Source organism: Agrobacterium sp. S7/73, from assembly GCF_019355535.1.
Taxonomy (GTDB): Bacteria; Pseudomonadota; Alphaproteobacteria; order Rhizobiales; family Rhizobiaceae; genus Agrobacterium; species Agrobacterium tumefaciens.
In genome coordinates this window covers 816801-842492 of record NZ_CP072137.1, presented here as the reverse complement: position 1 = coordinate 842492, position 25692 = coordinate 816801, and the positions used below count along the sequence as shown (strand labels likewise).

At 58.8% G+C, this 25692-nt stretch carries 29 protein-coding genes and 1 tRNA gene; 9 read left to right on the top strand and 21 right to left on the bottom strand.

Features of this window, described 5'->3' with window-relative positions; translation table 11 throughout:
- Window positions 1–33: 33 nt before the first annotated feature.
- From J5276_RS18835 to J5276_RS18750, 18 genes are all read right to left on the bottom strand, one after another.
- Window positions 34–405 (bottom strand): sigma factor-like helix-turn-helix DNA-binding protein, encoded by a 372-nt coding sequence (locus tag J5276_RS18835; protein WP_060642447.1) that lies wholly within the window; start codon window positions 403–405, stop codon window positions 34–36.
- Complete coding sequence (locus J5276_RS18830) at window positions 395–610, bottom strand: hypothetical protein (RefSeq protein WP_219256657.1); 216 nt, start codon at window positions 608–610, stop codon at window positions 395–397. Before J5276_RS18830 ends, J5276_RS18835 begins: the two co-directional genes overlap by 11 nt.
- Window positions 610–1260 carry a regulatory protein GemA gene (locus J5276_RS18825; RefSeq protein ID WP_219256655.1) on the bottom strand — a complete coding sequence of 217 codons (651 nt, stop codon included), beginning with the start codon at window positions 1258–1260 and terminating at the stop codon, window positions 610–612. The genes J5276_RS18830 and J5276_RS18825 overlap by 1 nt, the downstream gene beginning before the upstream one ends.
- On the bottom strand, window positions 1257–1451 hold the full coding sequence (locus J5276_RS18820; RefSeq protein WP_219256653.1) for a hypothetical protein: 195 nt from the start codon (window positions 1449–1451) through the stop codon (window positions 1257–1259). Before J5276_RS18820 ends, J5276_RS18825 begins: the two co-directional genes overlap by 4 nt.
- Window positions 1435–1698 (bottom strand): hypothetical protein, encoded by a 264-nt coding sequence (locus tag J5276_RS18815; protein WP_219256652.1) that lies wholly within the window; start codon window positions 1696–1698, stop codon window positions 1435–1437. Before J5276_RS18815 ends, J5276_RS18820 begins: the two co-directional genes overlap by 17 nt.
- Window positions 1688–1891, bottom strand: coding sequence for a hypothetical protein (locus tag J5276_RS18810; RefSeq protein WP_219256651.1), 204 nt, complete (start codon window positions 1889–1891; stop codon window positions 1688–1690). Before J5276_RS18810 ends, J5276_RS18815 begins: the two co-directional genes overlap by 11 nt.
- Window positions 1888–2607 (bottom strand): Lar family restriction alleviation protein, encoded by a 720-nt coding sequence (locus J5276_RS18805; RefSeq protein ID WP_219256650.1) that lies wholly within the window; start codon window positions 2605–2607, stop codon window positions 1888–1890. Before J5276_RS18805 ends, J5276_RS18810 begins: the two co-directional genes overlap by 4 nt.
- On the bottom strand, window positions 2604–2888 hold the full coding sequence (locus J5276_RS18800) for a hypothetical protein (RefSeq protein ID WP_219256649.1): 285 nt from the start codon (window positions 2886–2888) through the stop codon (window positions 2604–2606). Before J5276_RS18800 ends, J5276_RS18805 begins: the two co-directional genes overlap by 4 nt.
- A gap of 10 nt (window positions 2889–2898) precedes the next feature.
- The gene (locus tag J5276_RS18795) at window positions 2899–3558 is read right to left on the bottom strand and encodes a DUF3164 family protein (RefSeq protein WP_219256648.1); all 660 of its coding nucleotides are present in this window, start codon (window positions 3556–3558) and stop codon (window positions 2899–2901) included.
- Window positions 3559–3591: 33 nt separating this feature from the next.
- Entirely contained in the window at window positions 3592–3954 is a 363-nt protein-coding gene (locus J5276_RS18790) for a hypothetical protein (protein WP_219256647.1), read from the bottom strand.
- Window positions 3938–4264, bottom strand: coding sequence for a hypothetical protein (locus tag J5276_RS18785; RefSeq protein WP_219256646.1), 327 nt, complete (start codon window positions 4262–4264; stop codon window positions 3938–3940). Before J5276_RS18785 ends, J5276_RS18790 begins: the two co-directional genes overlap by 17 nt.
- On the bottom strand, window positions 4261–5292 hold the full coding sequence (locus tag J5276_RS18780) for an AAA family ATPase (RefSeq protein WP_219256644.1): 1032 nt from the start codon (window positions 5290–5292) through the stop codon (window positions 4261–4263). The genes J5276_RS18785 and J5276_RS18780 overlap by 4 nt, the downstream gene beginning before the upstream one ends.
- Window positions 5293–5371: 79 nt before the next feature.
- A complete protein-coding gene (locus J5276_RS18775; RefSeq protein WP_219256642.1) occupies window positions 5372–7390 on the bottom strand; it encodes a transposase domain-containing protein in 2019 nt (672 codons plus the stop codon).
- Window positions 7387–7851: a hypothetical protein gene (locus J5276_RS18770; protein WP_035222383.1), complete on the bottom strand. Its 465-nt coding sequence runs from the start codon at window positions 7849–7851 to the stop codon at window positions 7387–7389. Before J5276_RS18770 ends, J5276_RS18775 begins: the two co-directional genes overlap by 4 nt.
- Entirely contained in the window at window positions 7848–8693 is an 846-nt protein-coding gene (locus tag J5276_RS18765; protein ID WP_219256640.1) for a ParB/RepB/Spo0J family partition protein, read from the bottom strand. The genes J5276_RS18770 and J5276_RS18765 overlap by 4 nt, the downstream gene beginning before the upstream one ends.
- Complete coding sequence (locus J5276_RS18760) at window positions 8686–9057, bottom strand: hypothetical protein (RefSeq protein ID WP_112191594.1); 372 nt, start codon at window positions 9055–9057, stop codon at window positions 8686–8688. The genes J5276_RS18765 and J5276_RS18760 overlap by 8 nt, the downstream gene beginning before the upstream one ends.
- A gap of 131 nt (window positions 9058–9188) precedes the next feature.
- Window positions 9189–9929, bottom strand: coding sequence for a hypothetical protein (locus J5276_RS18755; protein WP_219256638.1), 741 nt, complete (start codon window positions 9927–9929; stop codon window positions 9189–9191).
- A 289-nt stretch (window positions 9930–10218) separates the two neighbouring features.
- The gene (locus tag J5276_RS18750) at window positions 10219–10548 is read right to left on the bottom strand and encodes a helix-turn-helix domain-containing protein (protein WP_219256636.1); all 330 of its coding nucleotides are present in this window, start codon (window positions 10546–10548) and stop codon (window positions 10219–10221) included.
- A gap of 130 nt (window positions 10549–10678) precedes the next feature.
- Here J5276_RS18750 and J5276_RS18745 point away from each other — a divergent pair, with 130 nt between their 5' ends.
- The 3 genes from J5276_RS18745 to J5276_RS18735 all read left to right on the top strand — a co-directional run bounded on the left by J5276_RS18745 (window position 10679) and on the right by J5276_RS18735 (window position 11879).
- Complete coding sequence (locus J5276_RS18745; RefSeq protein WP_255609095.1) at window positions 10679–11365, top strand: LexA family transcriptional regulator; 687 nt, start codon at window positions 10679–10681, stop codon at window positions 11363–11365.
- 143 nt (window positions 11366–11508) lie between these two features.
- Window positions 11509–11721: a hypothetical protein gene (locus J5276_RS18740; RefSeq protein ID WP_145166631.1), complete on the top strand. Its 213-nt coding sequence runs from the start codon at window positions 11509–11511 to the stop codon at window positions 11719–11721.
- Window positions 11721–11879 (top strand): hypothetical protein, encoded by a 159-nt coding sequence (locus J5276_RS18735; protein ID WP_219256632.1) that lies wholly within the window; start codon window positions 11721–11723, stop codon window positions 11877–11879. Before J5276_RS18740 ends, J5276_RS18735 begins: the two co-directional genes overlap by 1 nt.
- Window positions 11880–12872: 993 nt before the next feature.
- On the opposite strand, the gene J5276_RS18730 is transcribed toward J5276_RS18735, so the two are convergent.
- Window positions 12873–12947 (bottom strand) — tRNA-Gly (locus tag J5276_RS18730).
- Between the two features lie 256 nt (window positions 12948–13203).
- Between J5276_RS18730 and J5276_RS18725 the strand changes: the two genes are divergently transcribed.
- From J5276_RS18725 to pbpC, 6 genes are all read left to right on the top strand, one after another.
- On the top strand, window positions 13204–13713 hold the full coding sequence (locus J5276_RS18725; RefSeq protein WP_013761810.1) for a prolyl-tRNA synthetase associated domain-containing protein: 510 nt from the start codon (window positions 13204–13206) through the stop codon (window positions 13711–13713).
- 54 nt (window positions 13714–13767) lie between these two features.
- Complete coding sequence (trxA, locus tag J5276_RS18720) at window positions 13768–14736, top strand: thioredoxin (protein ID WP_065704430.1); 969 nt, start codon at window positions 13768–13770, stop codon at window positions 14734–14736.
- Between the two features lie 68 nt (window positions 14737–14804).
- Window positions 14805–15476, top strand: coding sequence for an LON peptidase substrate-binding domain-containing protein (locus tag J5276_RS18715; protein ID WP_003511372.1), 672 nt, complete (start codon window positions 14805–14807; stop codon window positions 15474–15476).
- Between the two features lie 10 nt (window positions 15477–15486).
- Window positions 15487–15675 carry a Trm112 family protein gene (locus J5276_RS18710; protein ID WP_003511371.1) on the top strand — a complete coding sequence of 63 codons (189 nt, stop codon included), beginning with the start codon at window positions 15487–15489 and terminating at the stop codon, window positions 15673–15675.
- A 122-nt stretch (window positions 15676–15797) separates the two neighbouring features.
- Window positions 15798–21242 (top strand): alpha-2-macroglobulin family protein, encoded by a 5445-nt coding sequence (locus J5276_RS18705; RefSeq protein ID WP_111799700.1) that lies wholly within the window; start codon window positions 15798–15800, stop codon window positions 21240–21242.
- Window positions 21239–23317 carry a penicillin-binding protein 1C gene (gene pbpC, locus J5276_RS18700; RefSeq protein WP_065704426.1) on the top strand — a complete coding sequence of 693 codons (2079 nt, stop codon included), beginning with the start codon at window positions 21239–21241 and terminating at the stop codon, window positions 23315–23317. The genes J5276_RS18705 and pbpC overlap by 4 nt, the downstream gene beginning before the upstream one ends.
- A 115-nt stretch (window positions 23318–23432) precedes the next feature.
- On the opposite strand, the gene J5276_RS18695 is transcribed toward pbpC, so the two are convergent.
- Window positions 23433–23729: a hypothetical protein gene (locus J5276_RS18695; RefSeq protein ID WP_013761805.1), complete on the bottom strand. Its 297-nt coding sequence runs from the start codon at window positions 23727–23729 to the stop codon at window positions 23433–23435.
- A 682-nt stretch (window positions 23730–24411) separates the two neighbouring features.
- Entirely contained in the window at window positions 24412–25575 is a 1164-nt protein-coding gene (locus tag J5276_RS18690; RefSeq protein WP_035199638.1) for a M20 aminoacylase family protein, read from the bottom strand.
- Window positions 25576–25692 lie beyond the last annotated feature (117 nt).

Below are 25692 nucleotides of genomic sequence, written 5' to 3'. Positions count from 1 at the left end.
AAACAAATCAGGCCCGCCGTGGCGGGCGGGCCTTCAGAACATTTCAATCTGGCGGGGGTCTGTCTTTCGCCTCGACTTGAGCGGTTCCCGCTTTCGGGCGCGCTTCAAAAGTCTCTCAACACCGCTTTCTGTCAAACCGAGCCGTTTGGCGATATCGCGGTTGCTCATTTCGGCATCGACATAACGACGGGCGCGGAACTCGCGTGCCAGAGGCACCCTTATATATCCGCCCGGATAGGCTTTGGCTAGACGGTATGCAGCATCAACTCCGATCGTCGAAGGAAGTTCGCTGCGCTCGGGATCAGCAGGGACATAAAGCCTGACACCGGCGTGCGCTTCGACCAGGGAGAAGAAGCCGTCTTCGCCAAGCGTCGATAACAGATCAAGGGTGAGATCATCGGCCACGGGTAATCCTGTTCGAAATGATGAGTTGCTCTTCGGTCAGCGCCCGCAGGCGTGCTTCCAGCTCAATGCGTCGATGTGAAAAGCGCGGTAGGTTGGCGATCCGCACCGCCAGTTCGTCGCGCCGCGATTGAAGAACGTCGATCGCCTGCCGGTCCGGCCAGCCAAACAACGGCATGCCAGTCGGGGGAGCGACGTTCCCGGTCATCACTGTTGGGCCTTCTTCTGCCGGCGAACCTGCGGCCCGAAATGGTTCATGACCGTGATCCACTCGGCATCGCTCAAGTTCCGGTAGCTGATGCTTTCGTTGGCGATGTGGGTGACGGCCTGCCAGAAAGCGTTCGGCTCGGCCGGATGCAGGATTGCCCATTGCGCGCGGGCGATCTTGTAACCGGGGCTTTTCTCGTAAGGCTCACAAGGCACCCGATCGGCCCAGGCGACGCCGGCGCGCCCAAGCATACCCTTCAGCGCCTCCACGACGCTGGCACCGTCGCTCGCCTTGTGAACGAAACGCATGTCGGAAATATCAGGCAACTGCCGGCCCATAGCGAAGGCTTCCAGGGCGCTGTCACGGCGATCGTCGATGACACCGAGATTGTAGCAGGCGATCCAGAGCGCCCGCATCTTCGGCAGGTACTTGCCGGAAAGCTTGCGCTTGCCGTCGCGGCCGTCCTGGCGAACCGGGACGGGTCGCGTCACAGTGCCGCGAAAGTTGACAAGGACCTTCTGGCGCTCGACTTCCGTCATGTCCTTGATGGATGTCTTGCCGGTCAGAATGTGCAGCTTGGCGCGATAGGTGTCATCGTCCAGGCCGAGTTTCTTCTGCTCGATCTTGATGGCAGCGATGGTCCGGCTCATTTCGACATTCCTTTCGCCGCGTGGGCTGCAATGTCGGTAAGGCAAAACTCGGAAGACTTGTCTTCGCCGCCTTCCTCGGTCACGACCAGGACGTACATCTTGCCGCCTTTGGCGTGAACGAAATGGCCGTCCTTTAGAAATGCATCGATCAGCGCCGTCAGAAACTGATCAGGTTCAAATGTCCTCGGCATCGTAGGCCTCGCTGATTTCCTTGGTGGTAAAGGTGGCTTTGAAGACCGGAACGAAAAAGCGCACGTAGACCAACTGGACGGACCAGCCGCGACGTTGTGCCTTTTCCCAGGTCTCGCGTTTGCGGTATTTGGATGCGATCGCCTTGGCGGCGGTCGCGCTCCACGTTTTCGGCTGAAGCTTTCCGGATGGAGAGCAGAGCACGTAGCCTTTCGCGAAGGCCGCAGGGATTTGCCGCTTACTCGTCATGAGCGACAAACTCCAGTTCACCGGGGTGGCAATGGCTATAGTGATCATCACCGTGAAAATGGACGCGCACATAGTGCTGGTGCGAGCGGCCTTCCGGCTTGATCTTGCCGTACCGGGCGGTCACCGTGTGCCGGACGAGCCGGTTCACGGTGATCTCAATGCCATAGTAGTTGCGGATGTAATCGTAGCTCACTGGCGGACGCCCCCGACTAACGCCGGGGCCAAATGCCGCAACACCATGGCCTCGATCTCTGTGAGCGGCACGCTGGCGCTGGCAATCGTTGTGAGCTGCGCGACGAACCACATGTGCGTGTCGTCATCGAGCGCCGCAAGCAGCGCTTTCTCCGGATGGGCGATCACAAGGCTTTTCAGGTTGGCCTCGATCTTGCCGAGTTCCGCTTTCTTGGCGGTGAACCACGAAAGCCCGGTTGCCAAGTCTCCGATGTCGTCTTCACAGAGCGATGGCATGTCGGACCAGTTGCGGGTCGCGATGCCGAGGAAATCTAGCGCTTCCTGCCTCGTGACAACCGTTGATGGCTGTTCCATTGGCAGCGCGGCGCCGGCCGGTTTCGCGGCCTGCCACATGTAGTCCCGCAACTGTTCGAGGGTGATGAGGGCGTGATCCGGGTATTCTTCAGGAGAGGTTATGTCAGGCGTCTCACAAAGATACGTCCAAGCCTCTTCTGGCGTCAGCTTGTTTTCATCAGTTGCCCGTCTATTCCACGCAGCGGCCGCCTCTTCCTCGGTTTCCCCGCAGACGGACGGTCCAACAGAGCAACCGCCATCCTCGTCGTAATGGTCACCGTTCGAGCAACGGATCAGCTTCTTGGTAGGACGACCACCATGCCAAGGCTGCACTGTGGCCTCACCGCCGCAAAAGGGGCAAGGCAGTAAACTGATCGTGCTCATGCTGCACCGCCTTCCTCGATGTCGAACGAGGCAGTTGCGGCGATGGCGCGAAAACCGGCTGCATTGTTAAGGGCCATGCAGAAATAAGCAGTGAGTGCGGTCACATCCTCGTCAGGCATCATGCCGGTCGGGTCGATGGTCAGCACTTCTTCTCCGGCATTGTCGAGAATGGTGCCACCGTCCAGGCTCGATGGCACCAGAGGAAACAGGATGTTCCGCTTCTCCATTTCGGCGAGGAACGCTTCGGGTGTGGCGGGGTTGTCAAATCGAATATTGGTCATGGCTGCACCCTCACGCGTCAGCAATGTTGAGGGAAATGCGGATCCACTCGGCATCGTGCGATTCCCGGAAGCTGAAATGCAGATACTCTTTCGAGCCGATTACCCGCACGGCCGCGTTGATCGCCTCCATCGCATTGATCCAGCGCGGATCATCGCTTTCGATCTTGAACAGTTCGAACACGGCGTCCTTGCTGATTTTACCAGCCTGATCGACATTGAAGGCACGAGTGACGAGGCCACGGATTTCGGCGCGACCGTCTTCCGTCCATTCGTTCAGGCATTCGTCGATCAGACCTTTCGCGACCTGTAACTGCGGCCCGAACTCGATCAGCTTGTTTACGCGGGTCTCGACCGACATCAGCCCGTCTATCGTGCGATATTTCTGGTTCCCGGCTCCGGCGCGACCGCGCTTGATAAGGCCGTACTTGGCCTCAAGGTTGCGATCGAACTCGGCGATATCGGCGCGGGTATGCTTCTTGAACCGGCCCAACTCGGCCGAAAGCGTCTTGGCAAAACCAATGATCTTGCGGACCATCTGATCTTCAAGGAAGTCTTCGGGCTTCACCAGGGCGAGAGGCGTCAGGCCGCCGTCGCCGTTGGTGACGTATTCTTTGCCGTTTACGACAGTGATGCCGGCTGCGGCCTTTTCTTCCAGAATTACAGCTTCCATGGGTTTAACCTCATAATTTAATGTGAAAGGGGATCAGGCCGCGTCGCCACCGGACGGCGCGGTAGGTGCAGGGGCATTGGAGGGTTTGGGGCGGAACTGGACGACCTTGCCGCCGTCCATGGTGTCGGGCCGCATAAGGCCGAGGACCTCGGCCGTGATCGTGTTCATGTCGGAGAGCAGCTTGACGCGATCCTCAGACGCGCGGCGGTTCCACTCCGCCTGCGACCAGGCGTTTTCGAGCCTTCGCGCCAGATCGGCTATCCGGCCGAGGTGAACGATGAAGCTGGCGGACGTGACGCGATCGAGATGGATCAAACCGTGCTGAGCGACGACGCTATTCAGGTCGCGCTGCAACTCATGCAGAAAATCGGAAACGCATTCAGGCTTCGCCGTCATTCTTCTTTCCTCCAAAGTTCGGGCGGATGATGTTGCCTTCGGCCTTTTTCAGCAGGCCGGTCAGTTCGCCGGTGGCGAGTTGCTCGGCCGTCTTGGCGAGAAGCTTCCCGGCCTCGCTGTCGCGCAGGATGGAAAGCTCCAGCTCAAGGTGGCCGGCCTGCTGTGAAAGCGCGCGAAGGGTTTTCAGGACGGTCTGGGCGGATTGTGCATCCAGCTCCAGCTTTTCGTCCGGCTTCATCTTTCTGGCTTCCGCGAAGATGCCCGCGAGGTAATCCAGATGAGATTTCAGGGAAGGGGCCGCCGATGTCATAGGCTGTCTCCCATGTCGCGGTTCTTCCAGGCGGCCTGAAGATGCTCCAGCCGCACGCCTTCCTCGCCGTCTCCGATGGCAAGCATAGAGGCGGCTTTCATGGTGCGGTCGATCTGGCGCAGCGCACCCGGCTTGCTGGCAATGCCTTTCAGGAAGGTGGCGCAATCGGTGCCTTCCTCAATGCCCCAGGCCTTGATGAGGATTGCAGCGTCCGCAGCCGGATTGCGCGCCGTCCTGACCTGTCGGTCAAACCGGGAAAGCACCTGTGCGCGGCTTGCTACTGAACGCCCGAGGTCCTTCACGAAGGCCGTGGCGGTATCCTCATTGCCGAGCAGGGCAACGCCGCACTGGTCGTTATCGACGAAGTGACGAAGCTGGTTGATGGCTTCCGGTACCGCGTTCTGTGCCTCGTCGATGATCAGCAGCGAGCCTTCGCCGACACGTTTCAGCTTGGCACCGATCGAGCGGACGAACCGCGCAGGGTTATGCTCGTGCACTTCCAGTGCCGCGCAAAGTTCAACGAGCATGCCGTGAACGGTTTTGGTGCTCGGGCTAAGTGTGGCCATGAAGACGTGCGGCCGCGTGTTCAGGAAGTGCTTTGCAGCCGTGGTCTTGCCGGAGCCTGCGGGAAGCGTGACGCGGATGAAACCGGATGTCACCTGGGCAAACAGCAGGGCATTATAAACGTCCATACCCACCGCCGTGCGCTGGAATGGCGGCGATACCGGCATCGTGGCAGCCATGTTCTGGCTCGCGTCGAGCGCATCGAGCCAGTTGGCGACCTTCTGGTTGATGTTCGACAGGACGCCGAGATATTTACCGCTGAACCACGGCGACAGCGTGCCGTCAGGTACATCGGTGCGGCGGGACACTTCGGCTTTGGTCCAGCCGAATTCGGTTGCAGCGTCAACCATCCGCGATGTCAGCTTGCGCCATTCGTCAACGTCGGAAGCAGGATGCTTTGCGATAAATTCGATTGTCGGTTGCGACTGGTCCCACACGATATTTGTGTTGGTGGTCTTTTTCATGCTAGAGGTTCCTTTGTTCAATTGCGGGGCGGCCTTCGGGTCGCTCATTTTTTTTCGCCCTGTTGGACTGGAACCGTACTCAGTACTTTTCGGCTCTTCTTTTGCGGGCAGGCTTGCCGCCTGCCTCGGTATTCCCGGTGGGGAATTGGATGATCGCGCTTTCCCCGCCTGCCACTCTGGCGAGGCCACGCGCAAAACTGTCTTCGAATTGATCGGCGCTGACCGTCTCGACCGGCGCATGTGCGAGGTTGCCGGTGACGAGGCGCGTGACGACGGAACGAACCGGCGTCTGCGGACGCTTCGCGGCCTCGGCCTTCCGGCCTTTCTCCATGATCTCGCCAAGCTGCATCGGTGAGAGCGCCGCATTGCTCTTTGCCACGGCCTGAAGGTTCTTGACGTGGGTCTTGCGCGCCTTCTCCTGACGACGGGCGGCACCCGTATCGGCAAAGCCAGTCTTGACAAGGCAATCGGCGTCACAAAGGAAACGGCCTTCCGGATCGTAGACCTTGACCGGCTTATGCAGGTCAGCCGGATCAAACCGAACCGTCAGCTTCTTGCCGATCCACTCGTTAAGCACCGCATTCCAGTAGCGATTACCGTGCATGTGGATCGCGCCGTCCGGCTTGCGCGCCGTGATGGCAACGGCCGAGAGCATCCAAAGCGAACGCTGTGCCATGCTGGCATAACGAACGATGGTGGACGGCTCCGCGATCGACGCGTCGAACGTCTGCGCGAAGCTGCGACCGTTGGCGGTTTCCGTGGTGCGGTTCAGCCTGTGATTATGCTCGTCAACGCAATGTGCGACATGGCGCTGGAGCGTTTCTAGCGGAATGGCGCTGTTGCCGTAGTTTTCTGGCTTCGCCTCTGGCTTGTTGCCGGTGTAGCAACCGGACATCGACGGATGCTTGGAGATTTCCTCGGCTAGATCGCGCCAGGCGCGTTCGATCGGCTTCGACTGACCGGAGCGCGGCTTGACGAAATGCGGCTCGATGTCGAGGGTTTTCAGGAGGCCGGCAACATCGTCCTCATTGACCTTGAAGCGGTGGCGGGTCTTTGCCCCGCCCGAAATCATCTTGCCCGCAAACGCGCGGCCGTTGTCCATATAGATGTGATAGGGCAGCATGCCGTCATGGTTCTCGATCATCGAACCGATGCAGGTGCGGACAGCCTCCCAAGTCTCAGCCTCGGCCAGCGTCCACGAAAGCACCTTGCGGGAATAGATGTCCTGAATACCGATGAGTATGATGCGCACCGGCGTTTGAGACCACGGAACCCGAACAAACAGATCGAGCTGGTGACCGTCGGTGTTGACGATCTCCATGGCATGCAGGTGGGCCACGGTGCGCTTTTGTGCCGGGAAAAGCTGTTTCGCCTTGTCCTTGCCTTCGCGGGCGATGATCTGGGCGGCCTTCGGCACTTCCGCGTCGAGGCGGCGGCGCAAGGAACGCTCCGAAGGGATCGGCGACAGGTTCTGGTCACGGGCGACCATCATCATGCGACGGTAGCAGGCGCTAAAGGATGGACGTTCCGGCCGCAGGAAGTCGGATTTCAGGATTTTCCATGCTTCCGGGTGGCAGGGGGTGACATCGGCGACTTCACCGCTTGCGCTTCCGCAAAACGAAGGGGCGAGTGCGGCAAGCCAATCCTGTCGGGAATGCCCCTCAACGCTTTCCATCCAATTATAGACGGTGCGGGGAGATACCGATGCTTTTCTGGCGCAAAACTCTATTGCCTTTACAACCTGCAACCCGGCCGCGCGAAGCTCTGCGACTTCGGTGAGCACATCGAAGCGGGTTTTGCAGATGGCTTTATGGGCATCCGAAAGGGCCTCAAACCGGTCCCAAAGCATCTTTGAAAGCTTTGTCGGGCGCGGATCGGTCGGCTCCGCATTGAGAAAAGCAAGCTTCGCCTGCGCCACCGGAGGCAGGAAGGAATAATGGTACTCAAACCCGCCGCCCTGACCGGCCTTTGGGCGGGCCTTCGCGGTGGACCGCACACCAGAGCGGTCGATAAAAAGATCGATGCCTTTTCGGGACTGCGGCAGGCCGGGGAGGGCCGCGTCAGACAGCTCGGCGGATGTGAACCATTCTTTCTTCATTTGCGCACCCGACGAATGTGCACTGGCGTCGCCTGAAGAACTTTCAGTTCCTGGGCGAGCTTCTTTTGCTCCTGGCGAATACGTGACATTTCCGCGAGGCGGGCTTCGTCGCCTTCGAGCAGCAACAGGCCGTCATCGGAAACAACGACATCCCAAAGCCAGAAAGCGTTGGTCGCGCGGACAAACGCCTTGAAGCGCGGCATGCTGATGTCGTGGGCCGTTTTGCTTTCGGCGGTGTAGCTGTCGAGAGCGGACTTCGAGACCTTGTCCAGGCCGAGATAGTAAGCCATGCGCGCGGCGATCGTGTCGCGGTCGTACTGGCATTCCCGGATGGCACGCGCCATTTCGCGTTTCAGGGTCGAACGGAAGCGGTCGATATCGAGACGTTCCGATGCAGAGCGCACCGGGAAAACTGTCTCTTTGAAAAAGTCCATCTGGTTGGGATCGCGTTTCGTGCTCATGCTGCCTCCTCGCGGATCGCAGCCATGAGGGCATCCGGCGTGTTCGACATGCCGATGTGCTCAAGGAAGCTGTCGCGGGTTTCCTCGCTCGCCTCGTCCCAGGCGGCGATCAGTTTCGTGAGGATGATGGATTGAGAAGGGGCGGGTGGCGTGGCGACCAGAGCCGGGGGCTTGGTGAAGGCCAGTACCTTTTTCACATCCCGGGTGTGCTTCAACGCGCCGGCTATAGCGATCTGGTCTTCCCGAGGAAGCTTGGCCAAGGTCAAAAGCTGCGACTGATCGTTTTCAGCCGTGGTGCCGCGCACCGCCTGCTTCAGCACTGGATCAAGCTTCGTTCCAATGCTGACTGCGCGTTCGTACTTGTCTTGGCTAATGCCGAGGCGTTCCTGCACCAGTTTGGACAGCTCGCGGCCGGCGCTGAAAACCAAACCCGCATTTTGCGGTTTTGATTTCTGGTCGCCGCCTCGTGTGATCTTGCCGTGCTTTTCTTCCCACAACTCGCGGTACTTCATGACAAAGATGGCGCGATCGAGCGGGTTCAACTCGTTGCGATATAGGTTCTCGGAGATTTCGAGCAGCTGCGCTTCAACGGCGTCAGCCTTGACGACAATGGCGTCGATCTCCGTCCAGCCGAGCAACGTCGCGGCGGTGGTTCGGTAGCCGCCTGCCACCAGCGTGTAAGGAGTTCCTTTTTTGGCAGGCGTCTTGCGGATCATGATCGGGCTGATCTGCCCGTGTTCAGACATCGAGGCGGCAATGGCCTCGGCATAATCCATGTCGATCGGGCGAAGGCGCTCACCGATATGGATGCTGGATACGGCAACGCGAATGAACTCAGCCATATGCCGCGTCCTGTCCGGCTGCTTCGTGCAGCATGGTCATAAAGTTGTCTTTTGCCCGCGCGGCAATCCGTTCGTAAGCCTTGTCAAATACCGGCTCGAAGCGTCTCGCCTCGACGATGCGGACAGCCTGCATCACAGTCCAGCGGGCCACGCCGAGCAACACGACCAGGCGCCGGCGCGGCACATTGAAATCGACATGAAGCACATAGATCGCTAGCTGACGAGCAAGCTTCGCGTCAAACATTTCGGCAGGGGGATTGATGATGTGACGAAGGGGAAGGTGATTGAAGTGAGAGCGAGTGGCGCGGTAGCTGGACGCCACCATCGCCTGCAGGCGCTCTTCATCGGAATACGGATTGACCATCGAAAACCTCGGGTTCGTCGCGCGGCGACGGCATTGCGGCAGATCGATGCCGGGGCGGTGGGGACCGGGATTTTGGCCGCCCCGGCATCTGGCGTCGCTCCCAGGGGGTAACAGAGCGACGGTTCGGAAAATCAGCGTGATTTGAGGGTGCCGGGGCGAGAAAGGATGTGGCAAAGCTCCGGCTGCATATCGATCGTCAGGCAATCGATCAGCTTGGCGTCGATATCCTCATTCTGTTCGGACAGAAGGAAATCGACGAGCATGTTTCCGGGCGTCATATCGACAAAGACATCCGTCACCATGTGTTCCGCTTCGGCCTCAAGCAGATCGCGCAACGCTTCTGCAACGATCGTATCTTCGACGATGATTGAATCGGGGCTGTAGCCCGCTTTACGCTTTGTTTCGAACAGGTCGTGCGCAGCCTTAACGACAGCCCGAGCCTGTTCTAGGCGCAAAGTCCGCTCCGGAGATCGAGCCACTTCACAAGCCATGTCCTGTCCCGAGCGCTGCACAATCTTTGTGATCGTCGGGCGTTCAGCAGAACTGACGCGCAGTTGGTTCGCCGCCTCGTCACTGATGTTAGAGACAGCCGTCAGCAACTGCTTTCGGGTGACAGCTACCGGCTGAACCTCGGACGGATGAGGTCGCTCGATCAGACCGTTTTTGACGCGTTCGTGCCAGTGGGCGAAGTCGTCAAACGTTGGCCCTTCGAGATTGCGCTTTTTCACGGCGTTGCCGAAGAAATAATAGGCTTCACGAACTGACTGCCCGCGCTCGACGATGTTGTCGAAAGTGGTGATGACCAAGTCCATAATGCGTGGCGGGACACGGTCAAAGAAAGGCACGGCGACGTAGTTGCGGACTGCGGTCATTGAGCTGCTCCATAGTGTTTGATGATGGTGAAAAGGACGGCCGAAACGCCTGCGAACGCAGGACTAAAAATCAGCAGGGTTTCGGCCCACCGGCACACGCGAGAGCGGGCCGGAATGAAAATCGGGCTGTCGAAATTGGCATGCGGTTTTGTCATTGTGGGGTGTCTGCTGATCGGCGATGGTCGGGGTGTGGAGCGGTCGAGAGATTGGGTCTGACAGCCGGGGCGATTGAGCGCCTTGCACACGATGTGCGGCAGGCTAGAGCAGCAATCCCGAACCGTTCCACGCTTCATGCTGCGGCCTGATCCGCCTCGACGGCGCGACGGCCGTTCCGGTAGTTTTCCGAGGGCTGCGGGCTAAGCCTGCGACCATCGGCCAGGTAGCGGGAGAACCATAGAAGGTGGGGCCGGGTATCAAGGGCCGCTGCAATAGCGCGTTCGCCAGCCACATGAGGCTCGTATACGGCGTTACCGGCCGTGCCGGTCGGCAGGCCATATTTCTTGTCGATCTCGGCAAGCGTAATTTTGGCAATGATGAGCATGCCCTTAATCCGGGCAATTTCTTCCAGCCGCCTGCGTTCGGCAAGGGTAACCTTGCCGTCGTCAGAGACACGGTGCATAAAGGATTCCTTCCAGAAGGGAGGCCCTGACCGGCCTCCTTTTTTGGGGTTATTAATTCTGCGAACACAGAAAGGATTAAACCAGAAATTCGGTTTTGTAAACTGGATTATTGGTTTAACTGGGAAATTATTGGCTAGACCTGAAGCGAAACCGAAAACGCCGCTCGCGGAGCGTCTGCGAGACTTGCGGCGTAGGCTCGGCGATCCCGAAAGAGATTTGTTCGCCGAGCAACTCGGCGTCAGTAAAAATACGCTGGCTTCATATGAGCGCGGGGAAACAGAACCTACCGCATCGATCCTTGATGCCTACCGACAGAATTTCGGAGCCAGTGTCCTATGGATTGTCACCGGGCAAGGTGACATGTTTTCCGAATCTGCGACGATAACTGAAGGCGTGGATATGGTGAAAATTCCGCGCTACGATGTTCAAGCCGCCGCTGGCTCAGGCTTGATCCCAAAGGATGACAGCCCCCACAATGAGGTGGCGTTCAGCCGAGCTTTTCTCCAAAGCATCGGCGCGAAACCCGAAAGCTGCATTATGCTTGAGGCGAAGGGCGAAAGCATGTTGCCCACCATTCCGGACGGCGCATTTATGATCGTCGATCAGAGCAAAACTGACATCGTCGATGATGAGGTTTTTGTTTTCCGGGTCGGCCCTGGTATCAAGGTAAAGCGGGCAAACTGGCGCATGGACGGTTCGCTTGAACTGCGATCCGACAACGAGCAGAACGGCTATCCCGCCGAAGTCATCAGCGAGGACATTGCAGATGATCTTTCCGTGATCGGCCAAGTGCTCTCTCTTCTTCGTCGAGCATAATTTGAGATTCTCTCAATGGTGGCATTGACTCATTTCTCAATGAGAACAAAATAGGAACATTGGTAACGCCAAAAGTGAGGTAAAAGGGTATGGCGCCAACTGATAAGTTCGTTGTTGTTCCATTCGCGGAGCGGAGAATTGAGATGGTGGATGTTGACTGGAAGATTGCCCCGAAAAACGCCCGCTGGTGGGCGATCGATGCCACTGGCGAGGCTCACTGGTTTTGTGAACCTGATATCGCGGCATTTACGGATTTCTGGTTTTCGGAGCCGGTTATTGCACCATCCTTCGGCTTCAATGGTGACTGGAGAGCGAGCTTAACGGAACGCCCCGCCCGATTTGGCCTGGTCAGGTAATGCAAAAAGCCGCCTTCCATCTTCTGGAGGGCGGCTTTTTTCGCTTCGGCGTTGATTTTGCAAGGTTATTTGTCTTTTCAGACGAACATGGCAGCTTCTTCCATCTTAGAATTGGAAAGTGGGCGCTCTTTGATGTCTGTTTGAGTGCGGCAGCTTAGTCCGCCGAGATTTTCGAAAGGCCGGTTTTCCGGGCTTTGAAGGCTCTTAAAAGGCCGCTATAGCTATTCTTGAAGGGTTGTTGAGGGCCGTTCGAGTTTTCGCGATTTTTGCCACGGCGGTTCGCAGATCACGGCGCAGGTCTGTCAAACTCGGTTTTGAATGGTGATCTTCAAGTCCTACGAAAGCCCCTGATTTATAAGGCTTTCTCGCCAGTTCCCACATATTCCCGGATATTCCCAGAGATTGCAGTAAGTGGTGACAAAGTACACTCGCACTGCCTGTGGCTGGCCGGACGCCAAAAAAAGGGAAACCCGCTTGCCGTATCGAAACAGCCAGCGGGTCTCAACCTTTACCCCCTCCCACAAGGGCGAGCGAACAAAAGCACATCAAATGAATTATGACAAGATCAAGGCGACCATATTGTTGCGGTAGAAGACTCTGTTTGCCAGTTTAGCGGCGGATGGCAGAGAGTAACCACTTCCGTATGCCGCTCGTAAGGGGAGCGGTAAGACACGATATTATCGTTGCAGCGTAAGGGCGCGCCGGCAGCATAGACATTTGCAACGGCACGTGGATGATGGTGCACTCTGTATTTCGGGGCCGTTTCCCTTCCGTAAGTGATCATGTCGGCAGCGAAAGAGGCAGCCGGGATGGACAGGACGGCAAATACGGCAACCACACAAGTTCGTCTGAGATTTATGGACATGAGCTATCCCCTCGTGTTGACCAACGCAGGAAAACGCGATGCGCCCGGGAGCTGTTCCCTGTGCCAAATGGTATTTTCACGGGGTGACAAAAAAATGCCCGCTCGCGGCGGGCAATTCAGAGGGGAACTGAGGTTAGGAGCCTCGCGTCAAGAACGGATATCCTCGCCATAAGTTCCGCCTGATTACACGTCGCCCGATAAAAATCATGCACGCCAAGCCGACAGACCGGGAGCGGCGTCTTCATAAGCAATCGAAATAACGCAAATAACTGTGTTCTGGGAAATTTGGAGCGGGCGAAGGGATTTGAACCCTCGACCCCAACCTTGGCAAGGTTGTGCTCTACCCCTGAGCTACACCCGCTCAAATCCATCGGTCCGGGGTAGTACGCTGAACCGTGGGCCACCGCAATGCGGCGACGGGCGCTATATCGCTCAATCGATTTTGGAATGCAACAGGGAAATGACAAAAACGCGAAAATTTCTTTGAGAAATGCGACAAGCGGCGGAAATGATTGGGAATTTTCGCGCCGTCGCTTTTTCACGCGTTGCCAAGCCGCGGTTGCCCCCTTAATCATGACGGAGAGGATATCGGAATCGGCAAAGGCAGGCGGCAGGATATGGCGGAAAATTCTCCGAAGACGGCAGCGGACTTGTTCGCGTTTCTGGACGGGCTCGGCATCGAGCATAAGACAAAACAGCATGAGCCGGTCTACACCGTTGCTGAATCCCAGTCGTTGCGTGATCTAATCCCGGGCGGCCACACGAAGAACCTTTTTGTGAAGGACAAGAAGGATCAATATTTCGTTCTGACCGTTGAGGAGAACGCGGTCGTCGATCTGAAAAGCGTTCACAAGACGATTGGCGCGGCAAGCCGCGTATCCTTCGGCAGGCCGGAAAAAATGCTTGAATATCTGGGTGTCGTGCCGGGATCTGTCACGGTTTTCGGCGCCATCAACGACACGGGTGGGCAGGTCACCTTCGTACTCGACAGCGATCTTCTGGAAAACGAGCTTATCAACGGTCACCCGCTTTCCAACGACCAGACGACGACGATAGGAAACAAAGACCTCATTCGCTTCCTGGAGGCGACCGGCCACACGCCGCTTGTCTTGAAAGTCAGCGAGTGAGATACGATCTTTGCTTCAACCAAGACAATACGACAGAGATTACGGGAGACCGGCATGAGCGGCACGAACAATCCTTACGGCAGTTCCTATGGCGGGCAGATGTCCGGCAACGCGCAATATAGCGGGGAGCTGAACGGCGCGTCTTCCGGTCACATCAAGGACACCACAACAGCGGCCTTCTCCAAGGATGTTCTCGAGGAATCGCGCCACCAGCCGGTTCTGGTGGATTTCTGGGCACCGTGGTGCGGCCCGTGCAAGCAGCTGACGCCGGTTCTCGAAAAGGCAGTAAACGAGGCGAATGGCCGCGTGAAGCTTGTGAAACTGAATATCGACGATCACCCGTCTATTCCGGGACAACTCGGCATCCAGTCCATTCCCGCTATCGTCGCTTTCCTGGATGGCAGGCCGGTGGATGGCTTCATGGGCGCGGTACCGGAAAGCCAGATCAAGCAGTTCATCGACAAGATCGCCGGACCTGATGCGGGTGATCCGAAGGCTGAGATCGAAGCGGTTTTGGCAGAGGCAAAGCAGCTTCTGGCGGATGGCGATCATAATGGCGCGGCACAATTGTTCGGCGCGGTTATGCAGGCCGATCCCGAAAACGCCGCCGCAATCGCTGGTATTGCCGAATGCATGATTGCCGTTGGACAATATGAACGGGCAAGCGAACTCCTCTCGTCCCTGCCGGCGGAAGTGGCCGCAGATGCTGGCATTCAGCTCGTCTCGAAAAAGATCGCGCAATATGAAGAAGCCCGCAAGATTGGCGACCCGGTGGTGCTGGAACGTGATCTCGCGCTCGATCCCGATAATTACGAGGCTCGTGTGAAGCTTGCCAAGGTCCTCAACGCTCAAGGGCGGCGGGATGAGGCAGCGGATCATCTGCTCTATGTCATGCGCAAGGACAGAACCTTTGATGATGACGGCGCGCGCCGCCAGCTTCTGGAGTTTTTCGAGGCCTGGGGCTTCAAGGATCCGGCAAGTGTGGCCGGGCGCCGGAAGCTTTCGTCGATCTTGTTTTCGTAATGCGGGCATATCCCGGCCATGGCGGTTGATCCGCCGGCCGGGCAGCGGTGAACAGGGGGCTTGATCCCATGCATGTCGGAAATGCGAGATATGTGAAGAACAATGATTTGCCGGAAACTGTGCCGGTATTTCCATTGTCGGGCGCGTTGCTTTTGCCGGAAGGCCACCTGCCGCTCAATGTCTTCGAGCCTAGATACCTCGCCATGATTGATATGGCACTGGCCGGCCACCGGGTCATCGGCATGGTGCAGCCGGCCCTTCACGTCATTGAGGGGGGGCATGATGGTGGTCCTTTGAGCGCTGTCGGATGTCTTGGTCGCATCACTTCCTTTTCGGAGACCGGGGATGGGCGTTATGTCATTTCGCTCACTGGCATCTGCCGCTTCCGCCTGCTGGAAGAGGTGGATGTGGGCAAACCCTATCGCAGTTTCCGGCACGCGCCCTTCATCGCCGATCTTTCCGGCGAGTATGATGAGGACGCTGTGGACCGCGAAAATCTGCTGCGGGTATTCCGTGCGTTTCTGGATGCGAACCAGCTGGAAGCCGATTGGGAAAGCGTGGAGCGCGCAGGCAATCGTGTCCTCGTCAATTCGCTTTCCATGATGTCTCCCTTTGGTCCTGCCGAAAAGCAGGCGCTGCTGGAAGCGCCTGACCTGAGGACGCGGGCCGAAACATTGATCGCCATCACCGAGATCGTTCTTGCCCAGGGCTCGGGCGAGGCCGGTACTGTGCTGCAGTAGGATCGCCGCCATGGACGACAGGATGAGCAATGCCGATCCCAAGCTGCTTGAGCTGCTGGTCTGCCCCTTGACGAAGGGACGTCTTTCCTACGATCGCGCCCGCAACGAGCTTGTGTCCGAAAGCGCAGGGCTCGCCTACCCGATCCGCGACGGGGTGCCGATCATGCTGATTTCCGAAGCGCGCAAATTAGAAGACTAGCGTTAGCCCTGCCTGCCGCTCTCTCCACAGTGTCACGTCGCAAATTGACGATGATGCGTTGACAACCGTGCGTGGATTTGACCAGAGTCCCGCCCGACATGTCTGTTGCGGGGAGAAAACTGATGTCGTTGCGCGCGCTCGTCCGGATCTCGTTGATTGCGGTCTCAACCGCCATTACTTTTATTCCAGCTGTGGCGGCGGAACCTTCCCGCAAGGTGGTTACCACCAAAAATGGCGATTATTTCGGGTTCGATCTCAGAACCGAGCAGAATGTCTCGCTTGAGCAGTGCGGCGAGATTTGCGTCGGCGATACCGCCTGCAAGGCGTTCACCTACAATCCCAAGGTGCAATGGTGTTTCCTTAAATCGGATTTCAATCAGCTCAATGCCTTCCCCGGTGCCGTCGCCGGCAAGATCGTGCAGGTTGTCGCTGAAGCCGATATCGGTGCACCGCAGCGTCTTTCTTTCGTGACTGATAGCCTGCAGCAGGAAGCGCGTCGGCTGAAATCGGGCCTTGCGGCAAGCGCGGAGCAGCAGAGCCAGGGACTGGAGAACCTGCTGCAAACGGCAAGGCAGCAGGCGGCAGCCGACGCGATCGAAACCTACAAGGCGGCTCTTGCGATTTCGCCCGATGACGGTGCTCTCTGGGCCGAATTTTCGCAAAGGGCGGCGCAGGTTACCGACAATTACGCGATTGCGGGCCAGGCCGCTTCCGCTGCCATCAATGCCTATCAGTTGAGCCGCACGGTCAGTGCCCGCACCGAGGCGTTGAACCGGCTGGCCCAGGCTTTCGAAAAGACCCAGAATTATCGTGCGGCGCTTAATGCCTATAAGGAGAGCCTCACACTTTCCGATAATGCGCAGACGAAGGCGGCCTATGCCGATCTGCGCACGCGCCAGGGATTCCGCGTCATCAACAATACGATTGATACGGATAGTGTCAGCCCGCGCGCATGCGTGCAGTTTTCCGAACCGCTGGTGAAGAACGGTGTCGATTATTCCTCTTTCGTCACATTGGATGGTGCTGCACCCAAGGCGATCGAGGCGAAGGGCAGTGAGATTTGCGTCGAGGGGCTGACCCATGGTCAGCGTTACAAGATTGCGTTCCGCGCCGGCCTGCCGTCCTCGGTGGAAGAACCGCTGGAAAAGCAGGTCGATCTCGATATCTACGTGCGTGACCGTGCAGCGAGCGTCCGCTTCACCGGCGAGAACTTCGTGCTGCCGGGCACGGCGCGGCGCGGCATTCCCATCGTTTCGGTCAATGCCGAAAAGGCCGATCTGAAGCTTTACCGTATTGGCGACCGTAACATCACGTCGGTCTTGGCAAACTCGCAGTTTTTGACGCAGATGGACGGTTACAACGCCGACCGTATTGAAAACGAGATCGGCGAGCTGGTCTGGCAAGGTTCGATAGACATTCAGCCGGACCTCAACAAGGACGTAGTGACGAGCTTTCCGGTGGACGAAGCCTTGCCGGAGCGGAAGCCCGGCATCTATGTGCTGACCGCCGTACCGCCCGGCACCGCACCGGAGACATGGGATTCGCGCGCCACGCAGTGGTTCCTCGTTTCCGATACGGGCATCACCACCTATGCCGGCACCGATGGCCTGAACGTATTCGTGCGCTCGCTCGGCAGCGCCGCACCGCTTGGCGGGGTGGACTTGCAATTGCTCGCCAAGAACAACGAAGTGCTCGGCACGGCAAAGACGGATGCAGACGGCAGGGCAGTATTTTCGGCAGGCCTGATGCGTGGCACAGCGGCGCAGGCGCCAGCCATCCTCACAGCGCGCAACGGCGACAAGGACTACGTCTTTCTGGACATGACGCGCGCCGGTTTCGATCTTTCCGACCGTGGTGTGACTGGCCGCGCGGCCCCCGGCGCCATCGACGTGTTCAGCTGGACAGAGCGCGGCATCTACCGCGCCGGCGAGACCGTGCACGCGGCAGCGCTGGCCCGTGATGTTGACGGCAAGGCGATCGAGGATCTGCCGCTGACCTTCATCTTCTCGCGTCCTGATGGCGTCGAGGACCGGCGTTTCGTGAGTGACGGCAAGGCGCTCGGCGGCCATGCGGTCGATCTGCCCTTGCAGGCGAATGCCATGCGCGGCACCTGGACGCTGCGCATTCATACTGATCCGAAAACGGCTGCGATCAGCGAAAAGAGCTTTCTGGTCGATGATTTCGTGCCTGATCGCACCGAGTTTGATCTTTCCAGCAAGGTGAAACAGATCGAGCCGGGCGCGGAAACGCCAATCGACGTCGATGGCCGTTATCTCTACGGCGCGCCCGCAGCCGGCCTGACGCTGGAAGGTGAGGTCGCCGTCAAGCCGACCCGCACGAGTACCGACTTCGAGGGTTATTTCTTCGGTCTGGCCGATGAGGAAAGTGAAGAAGAAAATCGCACCGCGCTTGCCGATCTGCCGGCGCTGGACGAAGAAGGCAAGGCAAGCTTCAATGTCGATCTGACGGATTTGCCTTCCACCACGCAGCTGCTTTCCGCCAACATCATCGTTCGGATGCGCGAGGCCGGTGGCCGCGCCGTCGAACGATCTCTGACGCTGCCGGTGAAGGCGCAAGCACCTGTCATCGGCATCAAACCGCAGTTTTCGGGTGATCTCGCCCAGAATTCCGTTGGCCGTTTCCACATTATCGGCGTGACAGCTGATGGCGCGAAACAGGCGATGAGTGGCCTCAGCTGGAAGCTCATCAAGGTAGAGCGAAACTATCAATGGTATCGTCAGGGTAACTCCTGGCGGTACGAACCGGTGGAATATACCAAACAGACCGAAACCGGCACGGTTTCCGTCGATGCCAATGGCGGTGAGATTTCCGTGCCTGTCACCTGGGGCCGCTACAGGCTGGAAGTGGAAGGTGCCGGCAATGGCGCACCGGTTTCGAGCGTCGAATTCGATGCTGGTTTCTACGTCGAGGCAAGCTCGACAGAGACGCCGGATGCGCTGGAAATCGCGCTGGACAAACAAAACTACAAGATCGGCGATACCGCAAAACTCAAGGTATCGTCGCGTTTTGCCGGTCAGCTGATGGTCACGTCAGGTTCGGAAAAGCTGATTTCCGTGCAGAATGCTGAGATCGGTGCGGATGGCGGCGAGATCGACATTCCCGTTACCGAGGAATGGGGCGCGGGGGCGTATGTGACGGCCACGCTGTTCCGTCCGGGCGATGCGCAGGAAAGCCGCATGCCGATGCGCGCCATAGGCATCAAGTGGCTTGCCGTCGATCCCGCCGAGCGCAAGCTTGCGGTAACGCTAGGCGCGCCGCAGAAGACGCTGCCGCGTCAGCCGCTTGAAATTCCGATCAGTGTCGCCGGCGCGGGCGTGGGCGAAAAGGCCTATGTCATCGTCGCGGCTGTGGATGTCGGCATATTGAACCTCACCCGCTATGAACCGCCGCAGCCGGATGAATGGTATTTCGGTCAGCGACGGCTCGGGCTGGAAATCCGCGACCTCTATGGCCGCCTGATCGACGGTTCGCTTGGCGCCACCGGTCGCCTGAGAACGGGCGGTGATGGCGGGGGCGCAGCACTGCAGGGCAGCCCGCCCACCGAAAAGCTCGTGGCCTTCTTCTCGGGACCTGTCGAACTTGACGCAGACGGCAAGGCGACGGTGAGCTTCGATATTCCTCAGTTCAACGGCACGGCCCGCATCATGGCTGTCGCCTGGACGAAGACGGGCGTGGGACATGCGGTCTCCGACGCCGTCATTCGAGACCCCGTGGTAGTGACTGCCAGTGCACCGAAATTCCTCGCGCCCGGCGATGTCTCGCAATTGCGGCTCGATATCGCCAATACCGATGGCGAGGCCGGCGACTACCGGCTGGATGTCACCAGCAACACGGCACTTACGGTCGATCAGGGTGAGATGTCGCAGACCCTGGCACTGCAAAAGGGCGGCAAGTCGTCGCTGACCGTGCCGTTGACAGGCGAACAGCCGGGCAATGGCGCAATCACCATTAAGGTCTCCAACGCCGCCGGTCTTTCGCTGGAGCAGGTATTGAATGTTCCCGTGCGTCCAGCCGTTCTGCCGGTCACGACGCGGCGTGAAATCAAGATCGCGCCCAATAGCAGCCTGACGATCAATGGCGACCTTCTGGCCGATAGCATGCTTCTCGGTTCGTCCGTCGCCGTCAACGTCACACGCTCGCCAGCCTTCGATATTCCGGCGCTGGTGATGATGCTCGACAAATATCCTTACGGCTGCGCCGAGCAGACGACGAGCCGCGCGTTGCCGCTGCTTTATCTCTCGGAAATGACCAAGGATAGCGGCATTGCCGAGGACCCGGATACCCGCCGCCGCGTGCAGGAGGCGATCTACCGGGTGCTGTCCTTCCAGTCGAGTTCCGGCAGTTTCGGCCTCTGGTCTCCCGGTTACGGAGATCTGTGGCTGGATGCCTATATCAGCGACTTCCTGACCCGTGCGCGCGAGCAGGGTTACGATGTTCCCGAACAGGCGATGGTGCAGGCTTTGAGCAACCTGCAAAACGGTCTTTCCTACGATAGCAACGTCAAGGATCGCGGCAACGAGATCGCCTATTCGCTTTACGTTCTGGCGCGCAACCGCAAGGCGGCGATCAACGATCTCAGATATTATGCGGATACGGCGCTTGCCGATTTCCCCACACCGCTTGCCAAGGCGCAGGTTGCCGCAGCCCTTTCGCTTTATGGAGATCAGGCACGCGCGAAGACTGTGTTCGGTGCCTCGCTCGATATGGCGAGCCGTGCCACCAAGGTTAGCTTCGCAAGGGCGGATTACGGTTCCGCCCTGCGTGATGGCGCAGCGACGCTGGCGCTTGCGGCGGAAAGCCGTCCGGTTCCTGCCGTCGTGCCGCAACTTGCAGGTGCCGTGGCGAAGGAATGGGAAAAGAAACCCTATACCAGCACCCAGGAACAGGCATGGATGCTGCTTGCCGCCCGCGCCGTCAAAGGTGAGGACAAGGATATCCGTCTTGATGTGAACGGCGATTTGCAGACCGGCGGTTTCGGCAAGCGGATGACCGGCGACGAATTGCTGGCGGCACCCTTGAAGATCGCCAACGCGTCGGCTGATCCGGTCACGGCGGTGGTCACCACGGTCGCGCCCCCGGCACAACCGCTTGCCGCCGGTGGCGAGGGCTTCACCATTACCCGTACCTATTATTCCATGGATGGCGAGGAGGTGAACGCGAGCGAGGTGGTGCAGAACGAGCGTTACGTGGCGGTGCTGAATGTCACGCCTAAAAATGACTGGCAAGCACGCATTCTCGTGACTGACCTTCTGCCTTCCGGTTTCGAGATCGACAATCCGAGCCTCGTCAATTCTGCCGCCCTTTCGAATTTCGACTGGTTGCCGGAAACCGAAGCTGCGCATACCGAATTCCGCTACGACCGGTTCGTTGCGGCCTTCAACCGCACGGCTGGCGACAGCTCGGAAATCACGCTGGCCTATGTGGTCCGGGCCGTCACCCCGGGCACTTATGATCATCCGGCCGCCTCGGTCGAGGATATGTACCGGCCGCAATTTTCCGCCCGCACGGCAACGGGCCGCATGGAGGTGCGTTCGGCAACCCCATGAGGCGAAAAAAGGCGATCATCGTCGGCATCGTGTCGGCCGCTCTGTTTGTAGGCGGTGCGGCCTTCGGTCTCGATGCGCTGGACAAGGCCTATCCGCCACCGCTGGAGGCTGCGCAGCAGCGGTCCTTCGAGGTGCTGGATAGAGACGGGCGGTTGCTGCGCGCATTTGCGACACCTGATGGCCGCTGGAGGCTGAAAACCAGCGCTGCAGAAGTCGATCCGCAGTTCCTGCGCATGCTGATCGCTTACGAGGACCAGCGTTTTTACGACCATCACGGCATTGACCCTTGGGCGCTGCTGCGCTCCGCCTGGCAATTGGCAAGCAACGGCCGGATCGTCTCCGGCGCCTCGACGCTTTCCATGCAGGTGGCGCGGCTGATCGAACCGCGCACCGACCGGTCGTTTTCGGCGAAATTTCTGCAGGGATTGCGAGCGCTCCAGATCGAAAGACGGCTCGACAAGGCGGAAATCCTCGATCTTTATCTGAATATCGCGCCTTATGGCGGCAATCTTGAGGGTGTTCGTGCCGCAAGCCTCGCCTGGTTTGGCAAGGAGCCCGCCCGGCTCGACACGGCGGAGGCGGCTCTTCTGGTGGCGCTGCCGCAATTGCCGGAGAAACGCCGACCGGACCGCTTTCCGGATGCGGCAAGGCAGGCGCGGGAGAGGGTTTTGCAGCGCCTTGCCGTAGAACGCGTGGTGGGTGAAGGGGAAGCAGAGCGGGCGACCCTTGCAGCCGTTCCCGCCAACCGGCGTGATCTGCCGGCCTATGCACCGCATATGGCGGCTGCCGCACGCGTGAAGTTTGCCAATGCCACCGAGGCGCACTCGACGCTCAGATTGCCGATCCAGCGGGAACTGGAAGCCGTTGCCCGCCATGCAGCGGAAAAACTGACAGAAAAGGTCTCCGTCGCCATCGTCATGGCCGACGCGCAGACCGGTGATATTCTGGCTGAAGTTGGTTCCGCTGATTATCTCGATACTGCAAGGCGCGGTTTCGTGGAGATGAGCCGCGCCGTGCGCTCGCCGGGCTCCACCCTCAAGCCGTTCATCTATGGCCTTGCCTTTGAAAATGGTCTCATCGGGCAGGAAACCATCATCGAGGATCGCCCGGCGGATTTTTCCGGTTACCGCCCGCGAAATTTCGATATGCATTATCAGGGTGATGTCAGCATCAGGCAGGCACTGCAACTGTCGCTCAATGTGCCCGCCGTAAAGCTTCTGGATGCTGTCAGCCCGTCTGCGCTGATGGTGCGTTTTCGCCGCGCGGGCGTGAAGCTCGTGCTTCCCACCACCGAGCCTCCTGGGCTTGCCATTGCGCTGGGAGGTGCTGGTATTTCGCTGGTTGATCTGGTGCAGCTTTATGCGGGCCTTGCCGGCGGCGGCGACTCTGTGCGGCTGGGGGACGGTGTGCGCTCCGCGCCGCAACCGCTTGCCGGAGATCGGCTGTTTGCCGACGCTGCGATCTGGAACGTCTCCGACATCCTGTCCGGTGTGCTGCCGCCACTCGGCATGAAGCAGCGCGGCATCGCCTACAAGACCGGCACCAGCTACGGTTACCGTGATGCCTGGTCGGTAGGTTATGACGGGCGGCATGTCATCGGCGTGTGGGTCGGTCGTGCCGATAACGGCGCCGTCCCGGGCATTGCCGGTTATGCGACGGCAGCCCCGATCCTCTTCGAGGCTTTCGAGAAATCCGGCGTAGCGATCACGCCAATGCCTGCTGCACCCTCTGGCGTCGCGCGGGTGGCCGTGAGCGACCTTCCCGCCAACCAGCGGCGTTTCACATTGACCGCAAGCGGCCTGCTTTCGGCCTCAAGGCGCGAAAGCGCGCCGCGCATCGTCTATCCACCGGAAGGGGCTAGGGTGGAGCTCTCCAGCCAGTCAGGCATTTCGCCGCTAGTGCTGAAGCTGCAAGGCGGCCGCGCGCCCTTCCGCTGGCTCGCCAACGGCAGGCCGCTCCCGGATTCTTCGCTCCGCCGCAACAGCGAATGGCGACCGGAAGGGCAGGGGTTTTCAACGCTGACCGTGATCGACGCCGATGGCCGCGCTTCGAGCGTGCGCGTTTTCATCGAGTGAGTTTTTTACGGCTTGCGCACCACGCGGCTGAACGCCGCGTCGCAGGCAGCTTCTTGCCCGCGTCATAGAAGTTCATTTGCAGAGACCTGATGCAACGTGGAAGGAGGAACGGCGATCACGCAACGTCGAGTGAATGACGATCGATACGCTCCTGAAGTGCGACCACAACCGCATGCAGGAATTCTCTGCATCGAGGGTCGACGGTCTTCGCCAGTGTCATTTCCAGCCGGCTGCGGATCTTGTCCATGAACCCAACATGATCGAAGCTGTCGGCGGCGATATTTACCTCGACTTCTTCCATATAGTGCAACAGGTGCGGTTCCAGTGCGAGATTTGGGTCCATCCGGTATCGGGTGGCCATCTGCTCTGCAAGCGTTCCCATCTGTACGTATGGGCCATATTCGTTGATCATTCTGTCTCCTTCATCGGGTGTGAGCATCTTAGATAGGTGCTGTTTGTGGATGCACGATATGTGTTTGCGATCAAACGCGCAAAAGACCGGAGCTAATTGGTAAAACGAACGTGACCAATCGATGCTTCGCCGTTCGAACATGCCGGTGTGCACGCTGAGCGAAACGGGACAGCTATTATGTTTGTCTAGGACTAGAGCCGCATGGCCAGCAGTGAAGCGGGTCACGACATTCCGCTCTTTTTTATATTATTGTTTTAAACTGAATTTACAGGAAAATGGTGTCCACGAGAGGATTCGAACCTCCGACCCCAGGATTCATACCACTTCGGCTTTAGCCGCCGCCCATCTCCATTGGATAGGACGTTCGTGGTCTGGACTGTCCCTTCACCATGAGCCTTTCGGCTTTTAGGTGCTGCCCATCCAGTCTCTACACCTTCACCGGATTTCTCCAGAGCTTGGCTCGGGATTGGCATGCTGGAAGACCAGCGAAGCTTTCCCCGACTTTGAGCAGATCGATTGCGTCGTTTCCGGGCGCAACCCCCAATTTGTCTTAGGAATCCTGTGCTCTATCCTGCTGAGCTACGTGGACACTGAATTGCTCTTTAACCTGCCGTAGCCGGCGGATCAACCGCGTTCTTTATCGCGGTTGACCTGTTCCTCTGCTTTCTTTGCGTCCCGGTAGTCAGTTCGTCAGGCGTTGCTCGGCAAGTTTCACCCAATAGGAAATGCCGTAGGCGATGGCGTCGTCGTTGAAATCGTATCCAGGGTTGTGAAGGCCGGCCGAATCGCCGTTGCCGATGAAGATGAAGGCACCCGGCCTTTCCTTCAACATGAAGGAAAAATCCTCGCCCGCCATGGAAGGGTCGACATCGGGGTCGACGTTGTTTTCACCAGCCACATCGCGGGCGACGTGGATGGCGTGGTCGGTCTCGTCCGCATGGTTGAAGGTCACCGGGCAATAACGTTCATAGACGACCTCGGCTTCCGCTCCATTGGCAAGCGCTATGCCTTCCGCCATCTGCTTGATGCGATCCTGCGCGAGATCGCGCACCGTCTCGTCCAGACTACGCACCGTGCCGGCAATCAGCGCGTCGTTGGGAATGATGTTGTGGCTGGAGCCGGCGTGAAAGCGGGTGACGGACACGACCACGGATCGGATCGGATCGGCATTGCGCGAGGCGATCATCTGCAGATTGCCGACGATCTGTGCGCCGATCGTGATCGGGTCGATCGTGCGGTGCGGCTGGGCCGCATGGCCGCCACGACCTTTGACAGTGATCGAGAACTTGTCCGGTGCCGCCATGATACCGCCCTTGCGGATGGCGAACGAGCCGAGCGGAATACCCGGCATATTGTGCATGCCGTAGACCTCATCGATGCCGAACCGCTCCATCAGGCCGTCCTCGACCATGGCGAGCGCACCCGCACCGCCTTCTTCGGCGGGCTGGAAGATGACCGCGATGGACCCGGCGAAATTGCGGGTTTCCGCGAGATATTTGGCGGCGCCAAGCAGCATGGCGGTGTGGCCGTCGTGGCCGCAGGCATGCATGGCGCCTGCGGTTTTGGAAGCCCAGGGTTTGCCGGTTTCCTCAAGGATGGGAAGAGCATCCATATCCGCCCGAAAGCCGATGGTGCGATTGCCTGGAATATTGCCTCTGATGATGCCGACCACGCCCGTGCGGCCAAGACCGGTCACGATTTCGTCAACGCCGAAAGATTTCAGCTTGTCCGCAACGAAAGCTGCGGTGTTGTCGACATCATACAAAATCTCGGGATTTTCATGCAGGTGACGCCGCCATTCGCTGACTTCCTGCTGAAGTTCGGCGGCTCTGTTCAAAATCGGCATTCGTTCATTCCTGGGTTCATCGGTGCGGCATGGCGTAAAAGCCTATCCTCCGCGGTGGATAGTGCGCCGCATAATTGACGTAATCAATGTACTTTGCCATTGCTAGGACATATATGG